The organism is Azospirillum brasilense, from assembly GCF_001315015.1.
Classification (GTDB): Bacteria; Pseudomonadota; Alphaproteobacteria; order Azospirillales; family Azospirillaceae; genus Azospirillum; species Azospirillum brasilense.
Map to the genome: position 1 here is coordinate 206789 of NZ_CP012915.1, position 18476 is coordinate 225264.

General features: G+C 69.4%; 21 protein-coding genes. 5 read left to right on the plus strand and 16 right to left on the minus strand.

The annotated features are described in order from the left end of the window. Window positions 1-114 precede the first annotated feature (114 nt). From AMK58_RS14695 to argH, 5 genes are all read right to left on the minus strand, one after another. Entirely contained in the window at window positions 115-2718 is a 2604-nt protein-coding gene (locus tag AMK58_RS14695; RefSeq protein WP_059399124.1) for a TIGR02302 family protein, read from the minus strand. 73 nt (window positions 2719-2791) lie between these two features. Continuing rightward, on the minus strand, window positions 2792-3211 hold the full coding sequence (locus AMK58_RS14700) for a bacteriohemerythrin (RefSeq protein ID WP_051140483.1): 420 nt from the start codon (window positions 3209-3211) through the stop codon (window positions 2792-2794). Window positions 3212-3301: 90 nt separating this feature from the next. Next, entirely contained in the window at window positions 3302-4567 is a 1266-nt protein-coding gene (gene lysA, locus AMK58_RS14705) for a diaminopimelate decarboxylase (RefSeq protein ID WP_035677233.1), read from the minus strand. Further along, on the minus strand, window positions 4564-4749 hold the full coding sequence (locus tag AMK58_RS14710; protein WP_035677230.1) for a peptidylprolyl isomerase: 186 nt from the start codon (window positions 4747-4749) through the stop codon (window positions 4564-4566). The genes lysA and AMK58_RS14710 overlap by 4 nt, the downstream gene beginning before the upstream one ends. Beyond that, on the minus strand, window positions 4746-6176 hold the full coding sequence (gene argH / locus AMK58_RS14715; protein ID WP_035677228.1) for an argininosuccinate lyase: 1431 nt from the start codon (window positions 6174-6176) through the stop codon (window positions 4746-4748). Before argH ends, AMK58_RS14710 begins: the two co-directional genes overlap by 4 nt. A 39-nt stretch (window positions 6177-6215) precedes the next feature. On the opposite strand from argH, the gene AMK58_RS14720 reads away from it, so the two are divergent. Continuing rightward, window positions 6216-6863, plus strand: a complete 648-nt coding sequence (locus tag AMK58_RS14720) for a TlpA family protein disulfide reductase (RefSeq protein WP_035677225.1) — start codon at window positions 6216-6218, stop codon at window positions 6861-6863. A 148-nt stretch (window positions 6864-7011) separates the two neighbouring features. On the opposite strand, the gene AMK58_RS14725 is transcribed toward AMK58_RS14720, so the two are convergent. The 6 genes from AMK58_RS14725 to AMK58_RS14750 form a co-directional block, all read right to left on the minus strand. Beyond that, window positions 7012-7608, minus strand: a complete 597-nt coding sequence (locus AMK58_RS14725) for a DUF4142 domain-containing protein (RefSeq protein WP_051140482.1) — start codon at window positions 7606-7608, stop codon at window positions 7012-7014. A gap of 155 nt (window positions 7609-7763) precedes the next feature. After that, complete coding sequence (locus AMK58_RS14730; RefSeq protein WP_035677223.1) at window positions 7764-8642, minus strand: 3-hydroxybutyryl-CoA dehydrogenase; 879 nt, start codon at window positions 8640-8642, stop codon at window positions 7764-7766. 54 nt (window positions 8643-8696) lie between these two features. Beyond that, entirely contained in the window at window positions 8697-9635 is a 939-nt protein-coding gene (locus tag AMK58_RS14735; protein WP_059399125.1) for an electron transfer flavoprotein subunit alpha/FixB family protein, read from the minus strand. Window positions 9636-9670: 35 nt separating this feature from the next. Next, window positions 9671-10435 (minus strand): electron transfer flavoprotein subunit beta/FixA family protein, encoded by a 765-nt coding sequence (locus AMK58_RS14740; RefSeq protein ID WP_035677218.1) that lies wholly within the window; start codon window positions 10433-10435, stop codon window positions 9671-9673. A 145-nt stretch (window positions 10436-10580) separates the two neighbouring features. After that, entirely contained in the window at window positions 10581-11150 is a 570-nt protein-coding gene (locus AMK58_RS14745; RefSeq protein WP_035677215.1) for a cob(I)yrinic acid a,c-diamide adenosyltransferase, read from the minus strand. Window positions 11151-11171: 21 nt separating this feature from the next. After that, window positions 11172-11366 (minus strand): twin transmembrane helix small protein, encoded by a 195-nt coding sequence (locus AMK58_RS14750; protein WP_014197605.1) that lies wholly within the window; start codon window positions 11364-11366, stop codon window positions 11172-11174. Window positions 11367-11509: 143 nt separating this feature from the next. Between AMK58_RS14750 and AMK58_RS14755 the strand changes: the two genes are divergently transcribed. After that, window positions 11510-12958: a GH1 family beta-glucosidase gene (locus AMK58_RS14755; RefSeq protein ID WP_035677212.1), complete on the plus strand. Its 1449-nt coding sequence runs from the start codon at window positions 11510-11512 to the stop codon at window positions 12956-12958. Window positions 12959-12990: 32 nt separating this feature from the next. Continuing rightward, window positions 12991-13440 (plus strand): hypothetical protein, encoded by a 450-nt coding sequence (locus AMK58_RS14760; protein WP_035677210.1) that lies wholly within the window; start codon window positions 12991-12993, stop codon window positions 13438-13440. 7 nt (window positions 13441-13447) lie between these two features. Here AMK58_RS14760 and AMK58_RS14765 read toward each other — a convergent pair whose 3' ends face one another. After that, complete coding sequence (locus AMK58_RS14765) at window positions 13448-13708, minus strand: hypothetical protein (RefSeq protein WP_035677208.1); 261 nt, start codon at window positions 13706-13708, stop codon at window positions 13448-13450. A gap of 254 nt (window positions 13709-13962) precedes the next feature. Between AMK58_RS14765 and AMK58_RS14770 the strand changes: the two genes are divergently transcribed. Next, entirely contained in the window at window positions 13963-14868 is a 906-nt protein-coding gene (locus tag AMK58_RS14770) for a peptidoglycan-binding domain-containing protein (RefSeq protein ID WP_059399126.1), read from the plus strand. A gap of 12 nt (window positions 14869-14880) precedes the next feature. On the opposite strand, the gene AMK58_RS14775 is transcribed toward AMK58_RS14770, so the two are convergent. The 3 genes from AMK58_RS14775 to AMK58_RS14785 all read right to left on the minus strand — a co-directional run bounded on the left by AMK58_RS14775 (window position 14881) and on the right by AMK58_RS14785 (window position 16526). Beyond that, window positions 14881-15123 carry a DUF1178 family protein gene (locus AMK58_RS14775; RefSeq protein WP_035677201.1) on the minus strand — a complete coding sequence of 81 codons (243 nt, stop codon included), beginning with the start codon at window positions 15121-15123 and terminating at the stop codon, window positions 14881-14883. A gap of 112 nt (window positions 15124-15235) precedes the next feature. Continuing rightward, window positions 15236-15691 (minus strand): cupin domain-containing protein, encoded by a 456-nt coding sequence (locus AMK58_RS14780; RefSeq protein ID WP_051140481.1) that lies wholly within the window; start codon window positions 15689-15691, stop codon window positions 15236-15238. A 142-nt stretch (window positions 15692-15833) separates the two neighbouring features. After that, the gene (locus AMK58_RS14785; RefSeq protein ID WP_035677198.1) at window positions 15834-16526 is read right to left on the minus strand and encodes an endonuclease III domain-containing protein; all 693 of its coding nucleotides are present in this window, start codon (window positions 16524-16526) and stop codon (window positions 15834-15836) included. Between the two features lie 133 nt (window positions 16527-16659). Between AMK58_RS14785 and AMK58_RS14790 the strand changes: the two genes are divergently transcribed. Then, complete coding sequence (locus tag AMK58_RS14790; RefSeq protein WP_035677195.1) at window positions 16660-17028, plus strand: carboxymuconolactone decarboxylase family protein; 369 nt, start codon at window positions 16660-16662, stop codon at window positions 17026-17028. Window positions 17029-17051: 23 nt separating this feature from the next. Here the strand turns inward: AMK58_RS14790 and AMK58_RS14795 are convergent, their stop codons facing one another. Further along, window positions 17052-18458 carry a glycosyltransferase family 2 protein gene (locus AMK58_RS14795; RefSeq protein ID WP_035677193.1) on the minus strand — a complete coding sequence of 469 codons (1407 nt, stop codon included), beginning with the start codon at window positions 18456-18458 and terminating at the stop codon, window positions 17052-17054. Window positions 18459-18476: the final 18 nt, after the last annotated feature.

The window sequence follows — 18476 nt, forward strand, 5'->3', positions numbered from 1 at the left end:
CGAGAACGTTCAGCATCGGGCGGTGCTTATTTGTGATGTCCTTGATCTCAGTCTTTCGTGATTCACGTATCTTCTGAGTTACCTCTTTGCTTAATCCCTGAAGGCTCCGCTGCCCTAGAACTGCTTCAGCAGGCGGTCGATGTACTCGCGCTCCATCTGCGGGCGGCCATACTGGCCGGAACGGCGGCGCAGCTCGTCGAGAATTTCACGGGCGCGCTGGAGTTCGGCCTCCTCGGGGATCTTCACGTCCTCGTTGTTGTAGTTGCCGAAGCCGGAGGGGCGGCGGCCCAGCGGGTCGCGGTTGCGGCCCTGGCCCTGGCGCTGCTGCGCCTGTCCGGGCTGCTGGCCGCTCATCGCCGGACCCTGCTGGCCCATCATCTGCTGCATCATCTGCTCGGCCATCGCCTGCATGCCCTGCTGAAGCTCGTCCATCGCCTGGGTCTGCGACGGAACGGCGGAGCCGGGCTGCCCCTGCTGGAGCGCTTGGCCGGCGTCGCGCATGGCCCGCTCGGCGCGGCCCAGCGGGCGGGGGATCTCGCCGCCCTGCTGCTCGCCCATGCGGCGCATCAGCTCGCCGAGCTGGCGGCGCAACGCCTCCTGCTGTTCGGCCTGCTTCTGCATCAGCGGGCTGCCGGACTGGCCCTGCTGCCCTTGCTGCCCCTGCTGCGGGCGGCCCTGGCGATTGCGCGGCCCCTGCTGCTGGCCCTGCTGCCCATCCTGCCGGCCCATCTGCTCCTGCGACTGGCGGAAGGTCTGGTCGAGAAGCTGCTGTTGCCGCTGCGTCAGCTCCTGAAGCTCGCGCATCATCTGCGCCGCCTCGTTCTGGCCCTGCTGCTGCATCTGGGCCATGGCGCCGTTGCGCATCTGCTCCATCATCTGCTGGAGCTGGGACAGCATCTGCCGCGCGGCGTCGCGGGCGCCGGTCTCGGCCATCTGCCGCATCTGCTCCATCATGCGCTGGAGGTCCTGACGGTCCATCATCTGGTCGGCCATCTCCGGCGGCACCATGGGGATTTGCTCGCCGCGCTCCAGCGCCTCGCGCATCTGCTGCTCCATGGCGTCGAGGAACTTGTCGAGCGCCGCCTGAAGCTCGTCCATCAGCTTCTTCAGCTCCTGGTCGTCGGCGCCACGCTCCAGCGCCTCGGCGAGACGGCTCTCGGCGTCGCGCAGGTCGCGCTCGGCCAGCGACAGCCCGCCGTCCTCGATGCGCAGCGCGGTTTCCCACAGCAGCTGCTGAACGGCGGGGACGGAGGCCCCCTCCTCGTCGAGCAGCAGGCGGTTCACCGCGGTGCGCATGGCCAGGAAGGCCACCAGATCGCCGCCGAACTGGCTGGGCCTGGATGAGATTTCGGCCAGAGCGCGTGCCACCTCGATGCGGAGCTGCTGCGGCCGCAGGGTCAGTTTCTTGCGCTCCTCCACGATGGCGCGGGCGACCGGGTGGTTGAAGACGCGCTCCGGCAGGACCATCGCCACGTCCTCCGTGCTGCCGGTCTGGCCGGCGCCGTCGAGGGCGGTCAGGCGGATGGTGACGTTCAGCCCGGCCCAGGGATGGGCGGTGAGATCGTGGAAGGCGGCGTTGCGCGCCTCGCGCGGGCGGACGCCGGGAAGGGCCAGCGGCAGCTCCAATGGGCTGCGGTCGAGCGCCGGGGCCTCGCCCTCCGGCAGGTCCAGCCGGACGACGGCCTTGGCCTCGGCCAGCCCGTAATCGTCCTGCGCGGTGTAGTCCAGCCGCAGCGCGCCGCGCTCCCCCTTGGTCGGGGGGCTGGCGTAGGCGATGGTCGGCGGGTTGTCCGGAATGATCCGCACGTTCCAACCGCCCAGCACGCTGGACCCCTGGGTCACGGCGATGCGGGTGCCGTCCTCGATGGGCTGCTGGATCTGGAAGGTGGACGAGTCCACCGCCTCGAAGGCCGCGGATTTGCTTCCGGCCTCCAGCGCCGGCGTCCCGCTGCCGCCGGTGACGCGGGCCAGCACGAGGCTGCCCTTGGGGACCGGCACGGGATCGGCGAGGCTCGGCGTGTGGGCGGGGTTGGCCGACTTCAGGAAGACCGGCGGCAGGCCGGTGTATTCCGGCGGCGTCACCCACAGGTCGAGCGTCGCGACGGACGCCGTCGCCGTTCCGCCGAAATGCGGGGTGATGGCGGCGACCAGACGCGGCTTCCAGTCGCCCCAGGTCGCTCCGCCCGCGGCGACCAGCACGAGCGCGACCAGAGCGCGCAGGGCGTAGCGGTCCTGGGCGGCGAGGCCGTCGGACAGCGGCATGGCGACGCGCAGCCGCCGCATGGCGGCGCGGACCCGCTCCTGGTGCAGGCGCCACAGTTCCGCGGCGACGGGGTCGTTGCCGGAGGGCCTGTCGCGCAACGCGTGGAGGGGGCGGTGGGGCAGGCCGCTGTCGCGCTCCAGCCGGCGTCGGGCGGCGTCTTCGTCCGGCAGGCGGAAGGCGCGCAGCCCGCGCCACCCCGTCCAGCCGATGGCGGCAACGAACAGAAGCAGGACCAGCGCGTGCAGCCAGCCCGGCAGAAGCAGGAAGACGTTCAGCAGGGCCAGAGCGAGGAAGGCCCCGGCGATGGTGATGGGCGCCCAGAGCGCCGGCCACAGACGTTCCCAGAGCAGGGCGGCGCGGGCCTGCCCCATGCGGAGGCGGGGCTCCCGCGGAACAGGGGCGGGGGGCGCCTCCTTGCGCGGGGGGAACCGGAACCCGTCGTTGCTGTCGCTCATCCCGCACTCCCGTCCAGCCGGTTGCCGCAGTCCTGGTCCCGGCCTGGGGGGAGAGGCGGCAGCCGGGGACCCGTCAGGATATAGGCTCTGCCGCGCCGGATTTCCCGGCCCGGCCATCGAGCCATTCACCAAACCACTTGTCCATGACCAGAATATGGCCGCAGAGCCACATCTCGACATAGCTCTGGAGGAACTGGACCTCCTCCAAATCGCGCTCTTCGGAGTCGGATTGCCGGCGGACGAAGTCGGCGAAGGTGTCGTGCATCTTCTTGTGCTTCGCGTAGTCGGGGTACCCGATGGCGTGCATCAGCCCTTCCTCGCGGCGGAAATGATAGGCCGAGTAATCGGCCAGCTCACGCAGGAAGCGGTTCGCGGATTCCCGGGTTTCGCCGGCGGCGATGGCCGCATTGAACTGGTTGAACAGCTGAAACAGGCGCTGGTGGTCTCCGTCCACTGCGCTCTGGCCGATGGCATAGGCCGCGTCCCACTCCATGATGATCCCCGCCCGTTTCTCGAACGGGGAATCATACGCCTTATGGGTGAATCTGTGCAGCGGTTATTGCGGGCCGGCGACCGTCGCGGATCAGTCCTTCAACCAGTCCGGCACGCGGTCCAGCGCCAGCAGTTCCTCCACCGACACGCGCGGCCGGATGACGGAGAACCGGTCGCCGTTCACCAGCACCTCCGGGATCAGCGGGCGGGTGTTGTAGGTGGAGGACATGACCGCGCCATAGGCCCCCGCCGACAGGATCGCCACCAGCTCGTCCGGCGCCATGGCCGGCAGCGCGCGCTGGAGCGCGAAGGTGTCGCCGCTCTCGCAGACCGGACCGACGACGTCGTAGGGCTCGGTGGCGGCGCCCTTGGCGGGCTCGGTCACCGGAACGATGCCGTGGTAGGCCTCGTAGAGGGTGGGGCGGATCAGATCGTTCATCGCCGCGTCGATGATGACGAAGCGGCGGTGCAGCCCCTGCTTCAGGTAGATCACCCGCGACACCAGGATGCCGGCGTTGCCGACCAGCGAGCGCCCCGGCTCCAGCGAGATGCGGCAGCCGAGGTTGCCGGTGATCGACTTCACCATGGCGGCGTAGTCGGCGATGTCCGGCGGCGCCTCGTGCTTGTAGACGATGCCCAGCCCGCCGCCGAGGTCGAGCCGGGTGATGTCGTGCCCGTCCTCGCGCAGGACATGAAGCAGCGCCGCCACCCGCTCGTAGGCGGCGCGGAAGGGGGCGAGGTCGGTCAGCTGCGACCCGATGTGCACGGCGATGGCCACCGGCTTGATGCCCGGCAGCTTGGCGGCCTGGGCGTAGACCTCCCGCGCGTGGTCGTAGTCGACGCCGAACTTGTTCTCCTTCTTGCCCGTCGCGATCTTGGCGTGGGTCTTGGCGTCAACGTCCGGATTCACGCGGAAGGCGATGGGCGCGGTGACGCCCAGGCTGACCGCGACCTCCGACAGGGCCTCCACCTCGGGGATGGATTCCACGTTGATCTGGTGGATTCCGGCCTCCAGCGCGGCGCGCATCTCCTCGCGCGTCTTGCCGACGCCGGAGAAGATGATCTTGCCGGCCGGGATGCCGCCGGCCAGCGCGCGGCGCATCTCGCCGCCCGACACCACGTCGGCGCCGGCGCCCAGCCGCGCGAAGGCGCGGATGACCGCGAGGTTGGAGTTGGCCTTCACCGCGTAGCAGACGTCGGCGTCCTGCCCCGCGAAGGCCCCGGCGTAGGCGCTGTAATGCGCCTCCAGCGCCGCCGTGGAGTAGCAGTAGAAGGGTGTGCCGACTTCCGCCGCGATGGCGGACAGCGGCACGGATTCGGCGTGCATCACGCCGTTGCGGTAGGCGAAGGCGCTCATGGGAAGCGGGCTCCGGAGGACGGCTGACCGGGCTTGGGGTCGGTCTTCGGGTTCGGGTAGGTGCCGGGGAACTTGTCGGCGGCCTTGCCCTGCGGGGGATCGACGAAGCTCGGCTTCTTGCCGCAGCCGGCCAGTGTCAGCGCGACGACGGCCGTCGCCAGGATCAGCAGCGGGCGCCTCACAGGAAGCGCTCCCGCGCCGCCGCGACGGCCTCGCGGACGCGGACGGGGGAGGCGCCGCCGAAGCTGCGCCGGCTGTCCAGCGACGCCTCGATGCTCAGCGCCGGGAAGACGGACTCGGTGATGCGCGGCTCGATGGCCTGCAGCTCCTCCAGCGTCAGGGCGGTCAGGCCGACGCGCTTGTCCTCCGCCGCCTTCACGGCGCGCCCGGTGATGTGGTGCGCCTCGCGGAAGGGGATGTTCAGCTCCCGCACCAGCCAGTCGGCGAGGTCGGTCGCGTTGAGGAAGCCGCGGTCGGTCGCCTCGCGCAGCGCCGGCACGTTCGGCTGCATGTCGCGCACCATGCCTTCCATGGCGGCGATGCACAGCGCCAGCGTGTCGTCGGCCTCGAAGACCGGCTCCTTGTCCTCCTGCATGTCCTTGGAATAGGCCAGCGGCAGGCCCTTCATGGCGACCAGCAGGCTGTTCAGGCTGCCGATGACCCGCCCGGCCTTGGCGCGGACCAGCTCCGCCGCGTCCGGGTTCTTCTTCTGCGGCATGATGGAGGAGCCGGTGGTGAAGGCGTCCGTCAGCCTGATGAAGCGGAACTGGGCCGAGCACCACAGCACGATCTCCTCCGCGAAGCGCGAGAGGTGCATGCCGCAGATGCTGGCGGCGGCCAGATACTCCAGCGCGAAGTCGCGGTCGGACACGGCGTCCAGCGAGTTGGCGGTGGGCCGGTCGAAGCCCAGCGCCTCCGCCGTCATGAAACGGTCGATGGGGTAGGGCGTGCCGGCCAGCGCGGCGGAGCCGAGCGGGCACTCGTTCAGCCGGGCGCGGGCGTCGCGCAGGCGTCCGCGGTCACGCCCGAACATCTCCACATAGGCCAGCAGATGATGGCCGAAGCTGACCGGCTGGGCGGCCTGGAGGTGGGTGAAGCCGGGCATCACCGTGTCGGTGTGCTTCTCCGCCAGATCGATGAGCGCGGCCTGGAGCGCCTTCAGCCCCTGGTCGGCGCGGTCGAGCGCGTCGCGCACCCACAGCTTGAAGTCGGTCGCCACTTGGTCGTTGCGCGACCGTCCGGTGTGCAGGCGCTTGGCCGGCTCGCCGATCAGCTCGGCCAGCCGGGCCTCCACGTTCATGTGGATGTCCTCCAGTTCCACCTTGAAGGTGAAGGCTCCGGAGTCGATCTCTTCCTTGACCCGGTCCAGCCCATCGCGGATGGCATCGGCGTCGGCCTGGGTTATGATGCCCTGGCGCGCCAGCATGGCGGCGTGGGCCTTCGACCCGGCGATGTCCTGGTCGGCCAGCCGCTTGTCGAAGCCGATGGAGGCGTTGATCTTCTCCATGATGGCGGCGGGACCGCGGGCGAAGCGGCCGCCCCACATCTGGCTGGCAGCCGGGGCGGAGTTGCGGTCTTGTGAGTTCGGCTTGGGCTGTTCGGCGCTCATGGCGGACACAATACGGATGGGAGGACGGGAAGCGTGAGTATGCGGACTTTGGCGGCCACCGCAATCTTTTGTGTGACGCTGGGCGGTGCCGGGCTGTGGATGGCGCTGGCCGGACCGTCGGCCCCGCCGCCGCCCGCCGTGCTGACGCTGGACCAGCCCTCTCCCGGGGTGACGGCGGTGGGGCTGGACAAGTTCCGCTACATGGAGCCGCTGACGCCGGTGCCGGAGCTTCCCTTCCTGGACGGCGAGGGGCGCCGGGTCGACCTGTCGGAGTTCAAGGACCGTCTGGTCCTGTTGAACCTCTGGGCGACCTGGTGTGCGCCCTGCGTGAAGGAGATGCCGGCGCTCGACCGCCTCCAGGCACAGCTGGGCGGGCCGGGGTTCCAGGTGGTGGCGCTGTCGGTGGACCGCGGCGGCAAGGATCAGGTGCAGCCCTTCTACCAGCGGACCGGCGTGAAGAACCTCGCCCTCTACCTCGACCCGTCGAGCGCCTCCATGCAGACTCTGAAGCTGCGCGGCCTGCCGACCACCCTGCTGGTGGACCAGGAGGGCCGCGAGCTTGGCCGCATCGAGGGCGCGGTGGAGTGGGATTCGCCGGAGGTCATCGCCTTCCTGCGCAAGCACATGGGCCATGGCGGCGGCCCCAACCGCGACAGCCGCGGCGGCGTGGTGAAGACGGGCGGGTGAGGGGTGCAAGTTCCTTCTCCCCTCTGGGGAGAAGGTCAGGATGAGGGGGCGGCCGCAGGCCGACCACGCCGGCTCATTGCAGAGCGTGGACGCCCTTGCGGGTGCCCCTCACCCTAACCCTCTCCCCGGAGGGGCGAGGGAATTCTGGTCACTCCGACGATCCTGAGGTTCCCGGCGGTGCGTCCCCCGGCGGCGCCTGGGTCTGCGGTGGGGCCGGACGGCGCGACAATTCGGCCATGATGCCCCGCGCCTCCTCGAAGTGGCTGTGCAGCATGGGCAGGGCGTCGCGGGCGAAGTCCCCCGCCTCGCCGCCGCGCTCGGCCTGGGCCTCGTACAGCTTGATGGCACGGGCGTGGGTCTCCTCCTCCGCGGCCATGTAGCGGCGGTCGAAGGCGCCCTCCGGCGTGTCGCGCAGACTGTACATGTGGGCGCGGGCGGACAGGCTCGGCTCGCGCGGGATGGGGATGCCGTGGCGCAGCGCCATACCGGCCAGCCGGTCGATTTTCAGCCCATGGTCGTCGGCCATGCGGCGGGCGAAGCGGCGGACCGTCTCCGTCTCCGCCCGGTCCTGCGCGAGCTTGCCGAGCGTTTGCTCGGCCATGCCGTCGGCCAGCGCCTCGGCGATGAAGTTGCGCTCCTGCCGGGACAGGGTGGTGGGCGACGCCGGGGCGGAGCCCGGCGCCTGCGCCAGAACCGGGCCGGACAGGCAGGCCACAAGCATCGCCGTCAGGAAGCCGCGCCGCATCGCCCCCGTCCTTTCCGCTGTTCGCCTTGGTCCCTTGTGGGCCGTTCCCCTGCGGGACGAACAGAGCGCGAGCGCAGCGGTTCCGCACATGCATAAAGCCCGCCGCGGTTTCCCGCGGCGGGCTTCGCAAAAAGCGTCCGTCCTTACCTTCCGCGTCAGCGGGTCGGGACCGGCGGGGTCTTGGAGTAGTCGTAGAAGCCGCGGCCGACCTTGCGTCCGACCCAGCCGGCCTCGACATACTTCACCAGCAGCGGGCAGGGGCGGTACTTGCTGTCGGCCAGACCCTCATAGAGGACCTGCATGACCGCCAAACAGGTGTCCAGACCGATGAAGTCCGCCAGTTCCAGCGGGCCCATCGGGTGGTTGGCGCCCAGCTTCAGCGCCGTGTCGATGGCCTGGACGCCGCCCACGCCCTCATAGAGGGTGTAGACCGCCTCGTTGATCATCGGCAGCAGGATGCGGTTGACGATGAAGGCCGGGAAGTCCTCGGCCACCGCCGCGGTCTTGCCGATGTTCGCCGTCAGCTCGGCAATCGCGTTGAAGGTCACCTCGTCCGTCGCGATGCCGCGGATCAGCTCGACGAGCTGCATCACCGGCACCGGGTTCATGAAATGCATGCCCATGAACTTGGACGGGCGGTCGGTCGAGGCCGCGAGGCGGGTGATCGAGATCGACGAGGTGTTCGTCGCGATCAGCGCCTCGGGCTTCAGGTTGGGGACCAGCTTCTTGAAGATCTCGCGCTTGAGCGCTTCGTTCTCCGTCGCGGCCTCGACCACGAGATCGGCGTCATGGAACACGGACAGGTCGGAGCCGGTGGAGATGCGGGCGATCGCCGCCGTCTTGTCGGCCTCCGTCAGCTTCCCCTTCTGAACCTGACGGTCCATGTTCTTGGAGATGGCGGCCACCGACTTCTGCAGAATCTCCGCGCTGATGTCGGAGATGACGACCTCGTATCCCGCCTGCGCGCAGACGTGGGCGATGCCGCTGCCCATCTGGCCGGCACCGATGATGCCAATCTTCTTGATCGTGGACATATGAGCTTTCCCGCTTGTCTTTGGCCCGCTGGTCTTCGGAAGAGGACTGGCCGGTTACGCCTTGTCCAGCGCGGCCGTCAGCTCCGGCACCGCCTTGAAGAGGTCGGCGACGAGGCCGTAGTCGGCGACCTGGAAGATCGGCGCCTCCTCGTCCTTGTTGATGGCGACGATGACCTTGCTGTCCTTCATGCCGGCGAGGTGCTGGATGGCACCGGAAATGCCGACGGCGATGTACAGCTCGGGCGCCACGATCTTGCCGGTCTGGCCGACCTGGTAGTCGTTCGGCACGAAGCCGGCGTCCACCGCGGCGCGGCTGGCGCCGACCGCCGCCCCCAGCTTGTCGGCCAGCGCTTCCAGAAGCTTGAAGTTGTCGCCCGACTGCATGCCGCGGCCGCCCGACACGACGATCTTGGCCTGGGTCAGCTCCGGACGCTCCGACTTGGTCAGCTCCTGGCCGACGAACTTGGCCGAGCCGGCGTCGCCCGTCCCGGCGATGCTCTCGACCGTCGCCGAGCCGCCCGTCGCGGCGGCCGCCTCGAAGGCGGTGGTGCGCACCGTGACGACCTTGATCGGATCGGCGGACTTCACCGTGGCGATGGCGTTGCCGGCGTAGATCGGCCGCTCGAAGGTGTCGGCGGAGACCACCCCGGTGATGTCGGAGATCGCCGCGACGTCGAGCAGCGCGGCGACCCGCGGCAGCAGGTTCTTGCCCTCCGACGAGGCGGCGGCCAGCACATGACCGTAGCCCTTGGCGAGATTGACGACCAGCGGCGCGACGTTCTCCGGCAGCGGATGGGCGTAGGCCGCGTCGTCGGCCAGCAGCACCTTGGCCACCCCGGCGATCTTGGACGCCGCCTCGGCGACGGCCTGGGCGCCTTGGCCGGCGACCAGAACGTGGATGTCGCCGCCGATCTTGGCGGCGGCGCTGACCGCGTTCAGCGTGGCGGCCTTCAGCGCGGCGTTGTCGTGTTCGGCAATGACGAGAATGGACATGTCAGATCACTTTCCCTTCAAGGCGCATTGGCCCCTCAGATCGCGCGGGCTTCGTTCTTGAGCTTGTCGACCAGGGCGGCCACGTCGGCGACCTTGACGCCGGCCTTGCGCTTGGCCGGCTCGGCGACCTTGAGCGTGGTCAGGCGCGGCGCCACGTCGACACCCAGCGCGTCGGGGGCCAGCGTCTCGATGGGCTTCTTCTTGGCCTTCATGATGTTGGGCAGCGAGGCGTAGCGCGGCTCATTCAGGCGCAGGTCGGCGGTGACGACCGCGGGCAGCGTCAGCTGCACCGTCTCCAGGCCGCCGTCGATCTCGCGGGTCACGGTGACCGAGCCCTCGCCCGGCGCGACCTTGGAGGCGAAGGTGCCCTGCGGCCAGCCCAGCAGGGCGGCGAGCATCTGGCCGGTCTGGTTGCAGTCGTCGTCGATCGCCTGCTTGCCCAGGATGACCAGGCCTATCCCATTTTTATCGGGGCCTTCCTTGTCGACCAGCGCCTTGAGCACCTTGGCGACGGCCAGCGGCTGCGTCTCGGCGTCGGTCTGGACCAGGATGCCGCGGTCGGCGCCCATGGCGAGGCCGGTGCGCAACGTCTCCTGCGCGGCCGTCGGGCCGACGGTGACCACGATGACCTCGGTCGCCTTGCCGGCTTCCTTGAGGCGGACGGCCTCTTCGACGGCGATCTCGTCGAAGGGGTTCATGCTCATCTTCACGTTGGCGGTCTCAACGCCGGAACCGTCCGCCTTGACGCGGATCTTGACGTTGTAATCGACCACCCGCTTGACCGGGACGAGGACCTTCATATCCCACCCTTTTCTTGAATTATGCAGGCGCACCTTCGCCGCTGGCGCCGAATCGGGCAGCTTGTGACAGCGCTGCGACCATAGAAGTTGATGTTTTGGCTGTCAACGCCGCCTACGCCGCAAGCGCGAAGGAGGCGGAATTGCATCAACGGTTTGCGCCCGGAACCCACAGCACGTCGGCCGCTCCGTTCCCGTTCAGTTTCCGGCCCAGCACGAACAGGTGGTCCGACAGGCGGTTGGCGTATTTGACCGCCGCCGGGTTGACCGGTTCCACCTCCGCCAGCTCGGTCATCAGCCGCTCGGCGCGGCGCACCACGGTGCGGGCCAGATGCAGATGCGCCGCCGCCGGCGAGCCGCCGGGCAGAATGAAGGAGGTGAGCGGGGCGAGGTCGGCGTTCATCGCGTCGATCTCCGCCTCCAGCCGGTCCACCTGCGACTCCAGGATGCGCAGCGGCGGATAGGGCGGGTCCTCCGCCTCCGGCGTGCAGAGGTCGGCGCCCAGATCGAACAGGTCGTTCTGGATTCGCGCCAGCATGGCGTCGGTCTCCGGCTGGTCCACGGTGTGCAGGCGGGCCAGCCCGATGACGGCGTTCGCCTCGTCCACCGTGCCGTAGGCGGCGACGCGCGGGTCGTGCTTGGGCACGCGGCGCCCGTCGCCGAGCGAAGTCTGGCCGCGGTCCCCGCCGCGGGTGTAGATGCGGGTCAGCTTGACCATGATTTCCGTGGATGTCCTCAATCAGCCGTGGGTCAGGATGGCGAGCAGGAACAGCACCAGCGCCACCCCCTGGAGCGCCACGCGCATCCGCATCGCCCGATTCGATTTGCGCGAATCGCCCTGTCCGCCGCGCGCCATGAAGAACAGCCCGGAGAACAGCGACGCCACGACGAGGCCGAGCGCCACGATCAGCAGAAACATGACGAGTCCGTTCATGGCGCCATACTACCCCACGGTCCAGGTTACGCCTACACCGGCCAATCCGGTTAAGCGGCCATTGTGATGCGAGGCGCCTGTTGCGCTGGCGCCCGGTCTTCTTACATTGTCGCGGACGACCCGGACGGCGAGAGGAATTCGGTATGCGGCGGCGGAGTTTCCTGAAGGCGGCGGCGGCCACCGGGCTGGCGGCCTCGGCCGGGGCCTTTCTGACGACGCGCCGCGCCGCGGTGGCCCAGCCGTCGGAAGTGCTGGCCGCCTTCCCCGACCGGTTCGTCTGGGGCGCCTCGACCTCCTCCTACCAGATCGAGGGGGCGGTGACCGCAGGGGGCCGCGGCCCCAGCGTGTGGGACACCTTCAGCCATTCCTTCGGCAAGGTGGCGAACGGCGACACCGGCGACGTCGCCTGTGACCATTACAACCGCTATGCCGAGGACGTTGGTTTGATGGCGAAGGCGGGGATGAACGCCTACCGCTTCTCCGTCGCCTGGCCTCGCGTCCAGCCGACCGGCACCGGCCCGGCCAACGCCGAGGGGCTGGACTTCTACGACCGACTGACCGATGCGCTGCTGGCCAAGGGCATCGCGCCCTGGCCTTGCCTGTACCATTGGGACCTGCCCCAGGCGCTTCAGGACCGCGGCGGCTGGACCAACCGGGACATCGCCGGCTGGTTCACCGACTACGCCCAGCTCGTCGCCGCGCGGATCGGCGACCGGGCCAAGCACTGGTCCATGCTGAACGAGCCGTCCGTACACGCCATCTTCGGCCATGGGCTGGGCGGGCACGCGCCGGGGATGACCGGCAAGGACAACTATTTCAAGGCGATCCACCACCAGAACCTCGCCCAGGGCATGGCGGTCAAGGCGTTGCGGGCGGCGGGCGGGGGCAAGGGCTGGCAGCTCGGCACCGTGCTGTCGCTGCAGCCGGTGTGGCCGGTCGGCGGGCTGGACGCCAATTACGCGGCCTCGCTGATGTGGGATGCGGTGTGGAACCGCGCCTGCCTCGACCCGCTGCTGCGCGGGGAGTATCCGGAACTGCTGCGCGACGGCTTCGCCCCGCTGGTCAAGGCCGGCGACCTGGAGGCGATCCGCCAGCCCATCGACTTCCTGGGCATCAACTACTACAGCCGGATGCACCAGCAGCCGGACCCGGCGGGCCTGTTCGGCACCGGCTACGGCTCCCCGCCGGAAGGCACGCCGACGACTGGGATGGGTTGGCCGGTGGAGCCTGACGGCATCGCCGAAATCCTGATCGAGCTGAAGCAGGAATACGGCAACCCGCCGGTCTATGTGATGGAGAACGGCGCCGCCTATCCCGAGCAGACCGGGCCGAAGGGCATCGTTCAGGACAACGACCGCATCAGCTATCTGCGCCGCCACATTCTGGCCGGTCATCAGGCGTTGGAGGAGGGGGTTGACCTGCGGGGCTGGTTCGTGTGGAGCCTGCTGGACAATTTCGAGTGGGCCGAGGGTTACCAGCGCCGCTTCGGCCTGATCGAGGTGGACCGCCAGACCCTGGAGCGCCGTCCCAAGGCCAGCTACCACTGGTACGCCGACGTGATCCGCAAGAAGGGCGTTCCGACCTCGGCTTAAGGGGCTCGGTGTAAGAGGACGGGGCTGCGATCATGGCGCCTGTTGCCGCCGGCCAGCCGACGCGCTTCGCCATCCAGAAGGCGCGCGGCAAAGGCTGGAAGACGCTGGAGGTCGGGGAAGACCTCGACCACGCCCGCGCCCGCTTCAACCTGATGGTGCGGGTGAACCCGCGCGCCTATTTCCGCCTGATCCAGCTCGATCACAACGCCGGGGCTGGCGGCGACGGGATCGAGTTCAACTGGAAGCTCGTCGAACTGCACGACCCGAACCAGGGGGGAGTGGCCGGGGCGGGCCGGCAAGCCGTTCCGGCGAGGGCGGCGCCCCGTTCCGCGCCCCGTTCCGCCAGGGCCAGGACCGTGGCCAAGGGACCGCGACGGCGGGAAAAGGTCCCGCTGCCCCTGAAATTCTACGCCGCGGTGGTGCTGGCCGGGTTGCTGATCGGTGGGGCGCTGTATCTGCGCTACGGCCTGCCGGGGCCGTGAGGACGTCTCAATCGTCCGCCGTGTAACCCTTGCGGCGCATGCACAGGGCGAAGATTTCCTTGCGGTAGCGGAATTGCGGCGTTTCCGGCAACGGGCGGTAGGGATAGCCGCGAAGGCGCATGGTGTTGTCCACCTGCTCGATGCATTCATCGTAGGCGGCGGTCGCCGTGGTTTCCGTGGCCGTCCATTCCCGGTAGGCCGGGGTGCTGCCGCAAGCCGCCAGCATCAGCGTTCCGCCCGCCAGGATCGCGTGTCTCAAGGTCGCCATGCCATGGCCTCCCGCAAAGCGCTCCATAAGGCGCCATGTGAGGATCTATACCACGTTTTTGCGCGCGCATCGGTTAACGGATGGGGAATGGACCGGTCCTTCCGGGGACGTCAAGGCGGAGGGGGACCTGATGCCGCCGCAACGCAGGCGCACAAAAATCGCGCCCGGAAATCCGCCGCAATCTGGTAACACGGTCGGGCATCCGCGATATTGGGTAAGTGATGTTCGGTTGGCGTCTCGGACGGAGGATGGTCATGACGGGTGGTTCGCACCGCGCGCCCCGCGCGGTCGCGTTGGCTGTGGTGGTGCCGGTTCTGGCGGCGGGTCTGCTGGCGGGCGCTCCGGTCCGGGCGCAATCGACCGCGGACATCCAATGGGCGCAGACCATCCTGAAGGACAAGGGCTACAACATCGGCGGGCGGGCCAACGGCCAGATGCACGCCGAGACGAAGGCGGCGCTCGGCAAGTATCAGGCCGCCCACGGACTGCCGGTGACCAACCAGCTCGACAAGGCGACCATCGCCAAGATGATGGGCGAGCGGGAGGGCAAAGCCCCCGCGACGGTCGGGAATCTCGCCCAGCAGAAGGTCGGCGGCGGTGGTCCCGGTCAGGCGCCGCGCGAGCCGCAGCGGGAGGTGGTGCCCCGCGCTGCGCCGACTCAACGGATCGACAGCGGGACGGGCAGCGTCGGCGGCGGCGCGCAGTTCAGCGCCGGCCCGCCCGCGATCAGCAGCAGTTCCGCGTCGGGTGGTCCGTCCAGCGCTCCCGCTTCGTCGGCTCCCGCCGCGTCCGCCACGACGTCCGCGTCTGGGCAGGGTCCGGTGCCGCAAGCCGCGCCGCGGGCCAGCGTCACCGCGACCACCCCGTCCGGGCAGCCAGTCCCGGTGGTCGAGCCGGCGGCGGACAACGGGTCGATGCTGCCGGGCTGGGCCGCCAACGGCGCCCGCTACGGCGTGATGGGGGTGATCGGGGCGACGGTGCTCGGCATCGGCTTCGCGTGGTGGCGCAGTGGGCGGGCCAACGCGTCGCGGCCGGCGCCGCGCAACGACGGCCCCCGCGAGCAGCGCCGCGAACCGAGCTTCGGCAGCGCTCGCCGCCGCGAGGAGCTGACCACCGGCGCCCTGCCGCCGCTCAGCAGCGGTGGGCGCGGCCGGCGGTAGGCCACCGTTTTCTCAGGCCATCTGCGACATCGGACACATGGCGTTGCCGCAGCCGGACGGGTTGCAGGCGGGCATCGGCGCGGGGGACGGCTTGGCCGCGCCGACGCGCGGCGCCATGATCGCTTTCGACACCGCGGTCCCGCCACAGGACGGACAGGACAGGCCATCGGCCTTGCGGGTGTCGTAATCGGCCATGTTCTTGAACCACTGTTCGAATTCATGGCCGCAGGCGCAGCGCAGGGCGTAGAGGATCATCGCAGGGTCCCTGGATGGATTGGGCAAAGGACGGACGGCGACCATGGCCGAGCTTCGCCGTCGCCCGCGATGACGTGAATCAAACCGCCGGGCTCCAATCCGGCGAGCGGATTTACTGCGGGCGCTCTGACAAGGCGACGCCCTCCGCGCTGGGATAGACCGACAGCAGCCGCACCGGCGTGGCGCCGAGGTTGCGGCCGCTGTGCCACGCCGCCTGCTCGATGTAGGTATCGCCGGCCTTGTAAACCTGCGTCGGCATGCTGTCGCTGGCGATGGTCAGCTCGCCCTCCAGGATGTAGATGAACGGGGAGACGGCGTGCCGGTGGCGGATGATCTCGCCGCCGGGCGGAAGCTCGACCAGCCGCGCCGTCACCAGCGCTTTGCCATCCGGATAGGCAAAGGCCTTGCCGTCCGCGGTGGTGGTCGCCTGAAGCAGGGTCTTTATGATCGCCCCCGGTGCTGCCGGCCTGTCCTGCGCCGAGGCCCCGCCGGCCAGGACGATCAGCGTGGCGGTAGCGAGGGCGGCGCGATGGATGGCCGTCCTCCGCGAACAGGGTCTCACGATCATTGCGTGCGCTCCATGCCGTGGTCCTGACAGGACTCGGGCTGATTGTCGATGACGATGCATCGAAAATGGAGAGATAACATCTCAATGTGCAACCAAATATCGTGGCCTGCGGCGTTGTGCGGCAGCCGGGAGGCGTGCCGGCTCAGCGGTGGGTCGTCACCCCCACCTGACGGCACATGGACAGCATGGCGCAGGTCGAGCAGCGCGGGCGGTCGCCGGTGCAGACCCATTTGCCGAAGGGCACCAGACGCTCGTTGATCTCCACCCAGTAATGGCGGGGCAGAAGCTCCATCAGCGCGACCATGGTGCGCTCCGGCGTCGGGGCGGCGACGAAGCCCCAGCGGTTGACGATCCGGTGCACATGCACGTCCACCGCCACCGCCGGAATGCCGAAGCCGACCGCCAGGGTCAGCGCCGCGATCTTCGGGCCGACGCCATGGAAGGCCATCAGGGCGTCCGGCGTGTCGGGAACCTCGCCGCCGTGCTCCGTGATGATGCGGCGGGACAGCGCCCGGATGTCACGGGCCTTCGGCTCCGGAAAGGTCGCGCCGTCGAGCAGCCGGGTCAGTTCCTCCGGCGTCAGGGCGACCATCTGTTGCGGCGTGCGCGCCACCGCGAAAAGCCGCTCGCACACCACGATGGTCGTCTCGTCGCGCGTCCGCGCGGAGATCAGGCTGCCGACCAACTGCTCGAAGGGGCTGCCGTAGCCGCGGTCGCGCAGCGCGAACATGGCGGCCTTTGGGCGTCCGGCCACGGCTTGGCGCAGGCGCCGGAACGCCTCGTCGATGTCGAAGGGGTCCTTGTCGGCGAGAGGGGGCGCGGAGCGCAGAGGCATGATCGGTCGCTGGCATGGTGAAGGGAGCCACACCGAAACAGCGGGCAGGGCAGGGTTGCTCCCCATTTCCCTTTGCGGCACAACGTGATTTCTATACATTAGAAATTTCTAAATTAAAAAGGGAGTCGGGGCCATGGTGAAAGATTGGCCGCAGATGGCGAGGGACATGTCCGGTGCGGTGCGGGACCTGCGCGGTGGCGCTCCTGAGGTGATGAAGGGCTTCTCCGCCATTGCCAGGGCGGCGCTGGAAGCCAAGGCGCTGGACACCAAGACGAAGGAGCTGATCGCGCTGGCGATCGGGGTGGCGACGCGTTGCGACGCTTGCGTCGCCTTCCACGCCCAGGCCGCGGTCCAGCAGGGCGCCAGCAGGGAAGAAGTGATGGAGACGCTGGGTATGGCGATCTACATGGGCGCCGGCCCGTCGGTGATGTACGCCGCCATGGCGACGGAGGCGTTCGACCAGTTTGCCGGGGATCGGTTCGCCGAGGACAAAGCCGGCTGACCTTGGCGTCCCGCGGGCCGCTCCTACCCGGCGCTGGAGAACAGCGGCCGGCGCAGGCGGCCGGCGGCGACATCGGCGCGTAGTGCGTCGGCGTCCATGGCCTGGATGCGCTCCAGCTCCGCCTTGTTGGCGTCGATGAAGGGGTTCCGGTCGGTCGAATTCTCGGGCCGTGCGTGTTCCAGGTGATAGAGCGGCCCGGGGACCCGCTCGACCCGCAGCCCCAGCTTGCGCAGCCGCTCGACGATTTCATCGTCCTCATAGCCCCAGGAGACGAAGCGCTCGTTGTAACCGCCCGCTTCCAGCAGCGCCGCCCGGTTGAAAAAGGCGCCGCCGCCCGGCGAATCGCGGTGCATAAGCGGGAAGCGCAGGCAGACCGCGTTCAGCGGCGCCGCCGACAGGGTGTGCCCGAACCGGTGCACCTCCCGCCCGAGAATCCAGAAGAACAGCCCGTTGTAGGGGAAGGCCATGGCCGCCCCGCCGCGCACCGCGTCGCGGGCCAGCGCGTATTGCACGGGATCGACCACGATGTCGGTGTCGTGCAGGGCGACGATCGGGGTGTCCGCCGCCTCGACCATGCGGTTGAGGAGGTGGGCCTTGTGGGTGAGGGGCGTGTCGTTGCCGGTCAGATGCAGGTGCCGGCAGCGGGCGGCCAGTTCCGGCCCCAGCGCGTCGGCGACGTCGCTCGGCCCCGCCTTGTCCTCCCCGATCAGGACGGTGGTGTCGGCGTGCTTGAAGAGGAAGGAGACGATCCAGCGCAGGTTGCGCTTGCGGTCCTCGCTGTCGGCGCGGAAGGGGACCAGGACGGTGACGTCGCGCAGGTCCAGCCGCCCGTCCGGCCCGGCCCCGTCGAGAATCGCCCGGCGGGCGCGGTAGGCCGCGGCCTGCGCCGCCAGCCGCTCCCGCGACCCTTCGTCCCGCGGGTCGATGGCAAGGGCCATCTCATAGAAGGACACGGCGGCGCCGGGACGCCCAAGGTCGGCCTCGATGTCGCCCTTCTGCCGCCAGCCGGGGACGAAGTGCGGATGGCGGGCCAGCAGCGCGTCCAGAACCTCCAGCGCCTCCCCGATGCGGCCGATGGCCTGCAGGGCCTCGCTCAGGTGATATTCGGCATCCGGAAAATCGGGGCGCAGCGCCAGCGCGCGGCGGTAGGCGGCGATCGCCTCCTCCGTCCGCAAGGCGACGTGGAGCAGGGCGCCGAGGTTGAACTGCGCGTCGGCATCCCCGCCGTCCAGCTCAACCGAGCGCGCGATCATCGCCATGCCGCGCTCCCGGTCGCCGCCCAGCGCGGCGAGCAGGCCCAGCCGGTGCAGCGCGTCCGGGTTGTCGGGGGCGGCCTCCAGGATCCGCCCGTAAAGGTCCACCGCCTCGGCCTGTCGCCCGGCCTTCAGATGGTCGAGCGCGATGCCGAGCGCCTCCTCGATGGTCGCCATTCGGTGGGGTCCGTTTCG

Coding starts and splice junctions, on each gene's coding strand:
- AMK58_RS14755 (WP_035677212.1), top strand. CDS start 11,510: ATGCGGCGGCGGAGTTTCCTGAAGGCGGCGGCGGCCACCGGGCTGGCG.
- AMK58_RS14725 (WP_051140482.1), bottom strand. CDS start 7,608: ATGCGGCGCGGCTTCCTGACGGCGATGCTTGTGGCCTGCCTGTCCGGC.
- AMK58_RS14790 (WP_035677195.1), top strand. CDS start 16,660: ATGGTGAAAGATTGGCCGCAGATGGCGAGGGACATGTCCGGTGCGGTG.
- AMK58_RS14765 (WP_035677208.1), bottom strand. CDS start 13,708: ATGGCGACCTTGAGACACGCGATCCTGGCGGGCGGAACGCTGATGCTG.
- AMK58_RS14785 (WP_035677198.1), bottom strand. CDS start 16,526: ATGCCTCTGCGCTCCGCGCCCCCTCTCGCCGACAAGGACCCCTTCGAC.
- AMK58_RS14700 (WP_051140483.1), bottom strand. CDS start 3,211: ATGGAGTGGGACGCGGCCTATGCCATCGGCCAGAGCGCAGTGGACGGA.
- AMK58_RS14740 (WP_035677218.1), bottom strand. CDS start 10,435: ATGAAGGTCCTCGTCCCGGTCAAGCGGGTGGTCGATTACAACGTCAAG.
- lysA (WP_035677233.1), bottom strand. CDS start 4,567: ATGAGCGCCTTCGCCTACCGCAACGGCGTGATGCACGCCGAATCCGTG.
- AMK58_RS14775 (WP_035677201.1), bottom strand. CDS start 15,123: ATGATCCTCTACGCCCTGCGCTGCGCCTGCGGCCATGAATTCGAACAG.
- AMK58_RS14720 (WP_035677225.1), top strand. CDS start 6,216: ATGCGGACTTTGGCGGCCACCGCAATCTTTTGTGTGACGCTGGGCGGT.
- AMK58_RS14795 (WP_035677193.1), bottom strand. CDS start 18,458: ATGGCGACCATCGAGGAGGCGCTCGGCATCGCGCTCGACCATCTGAAG.
- AMK58_RS14695 (WP_059399124.1), bottom strand. CDS start 2,718: ATGAGCGACAGCAACGACGGGTTCCGGTTCCCCCCGCGCAAGGAGGCG.
- AMK58_RS14730 (WP_035677223.1), bottom strand. CDS start 8,642: ATGTCCACGATCAAGAAGATTGGCATCATCGGTGCCGGCCAGATGGGC.
- argH (WP_035677228.1), bottom strand. CDS start 6,176: ATGAGCGCCGAACAGCCCAAGCCGAACTCACAAGACCGCAACTCCGCC.
- AMK58_RS14770 (WP_059399126.1), top strand. CDS start 13,963: ATGACGGGTGGTTCGCACCGCGCGCCCCGCGCGGTCGCGTTGGCTGTG.
- AMK58_RS14735 (WP_059399125.1), bottom strand. CDS start 9,635: ATGTCCATTCTCGTCATTGCCGAACACGACAACGCCGCGCTGAAGGCC.
- AMK58_RS14745 (WP_035677215.1), bottom strand. CDS start 11,150: ATGGTCAAGCTGACCCGCATCTACACCCGCGGCGGGGACCGCGGCCAG.
- AMK58_RS14760 (WP_035677210.1), top strand. CDS start 12,991: ATGGCGCCTGTTGCCGCCGGCCAGCCGACGCGCTTCGCCATCCAGAAG.
- AMK58_RS14750 (WP_014197605.1), bottom strand. CDS start 11,366: ATGAACGGACTCGTCATGTTTCTGCTGATCGTGGCGCTCGGCCTCGTC.
- AMK58_RS14780 (WP_051140481.1), bottom strand. CDS start 15,691: ATGATCGTGAGACCCTGTTCGCGGAGGACGGCCATCCATCGCGCCGCC.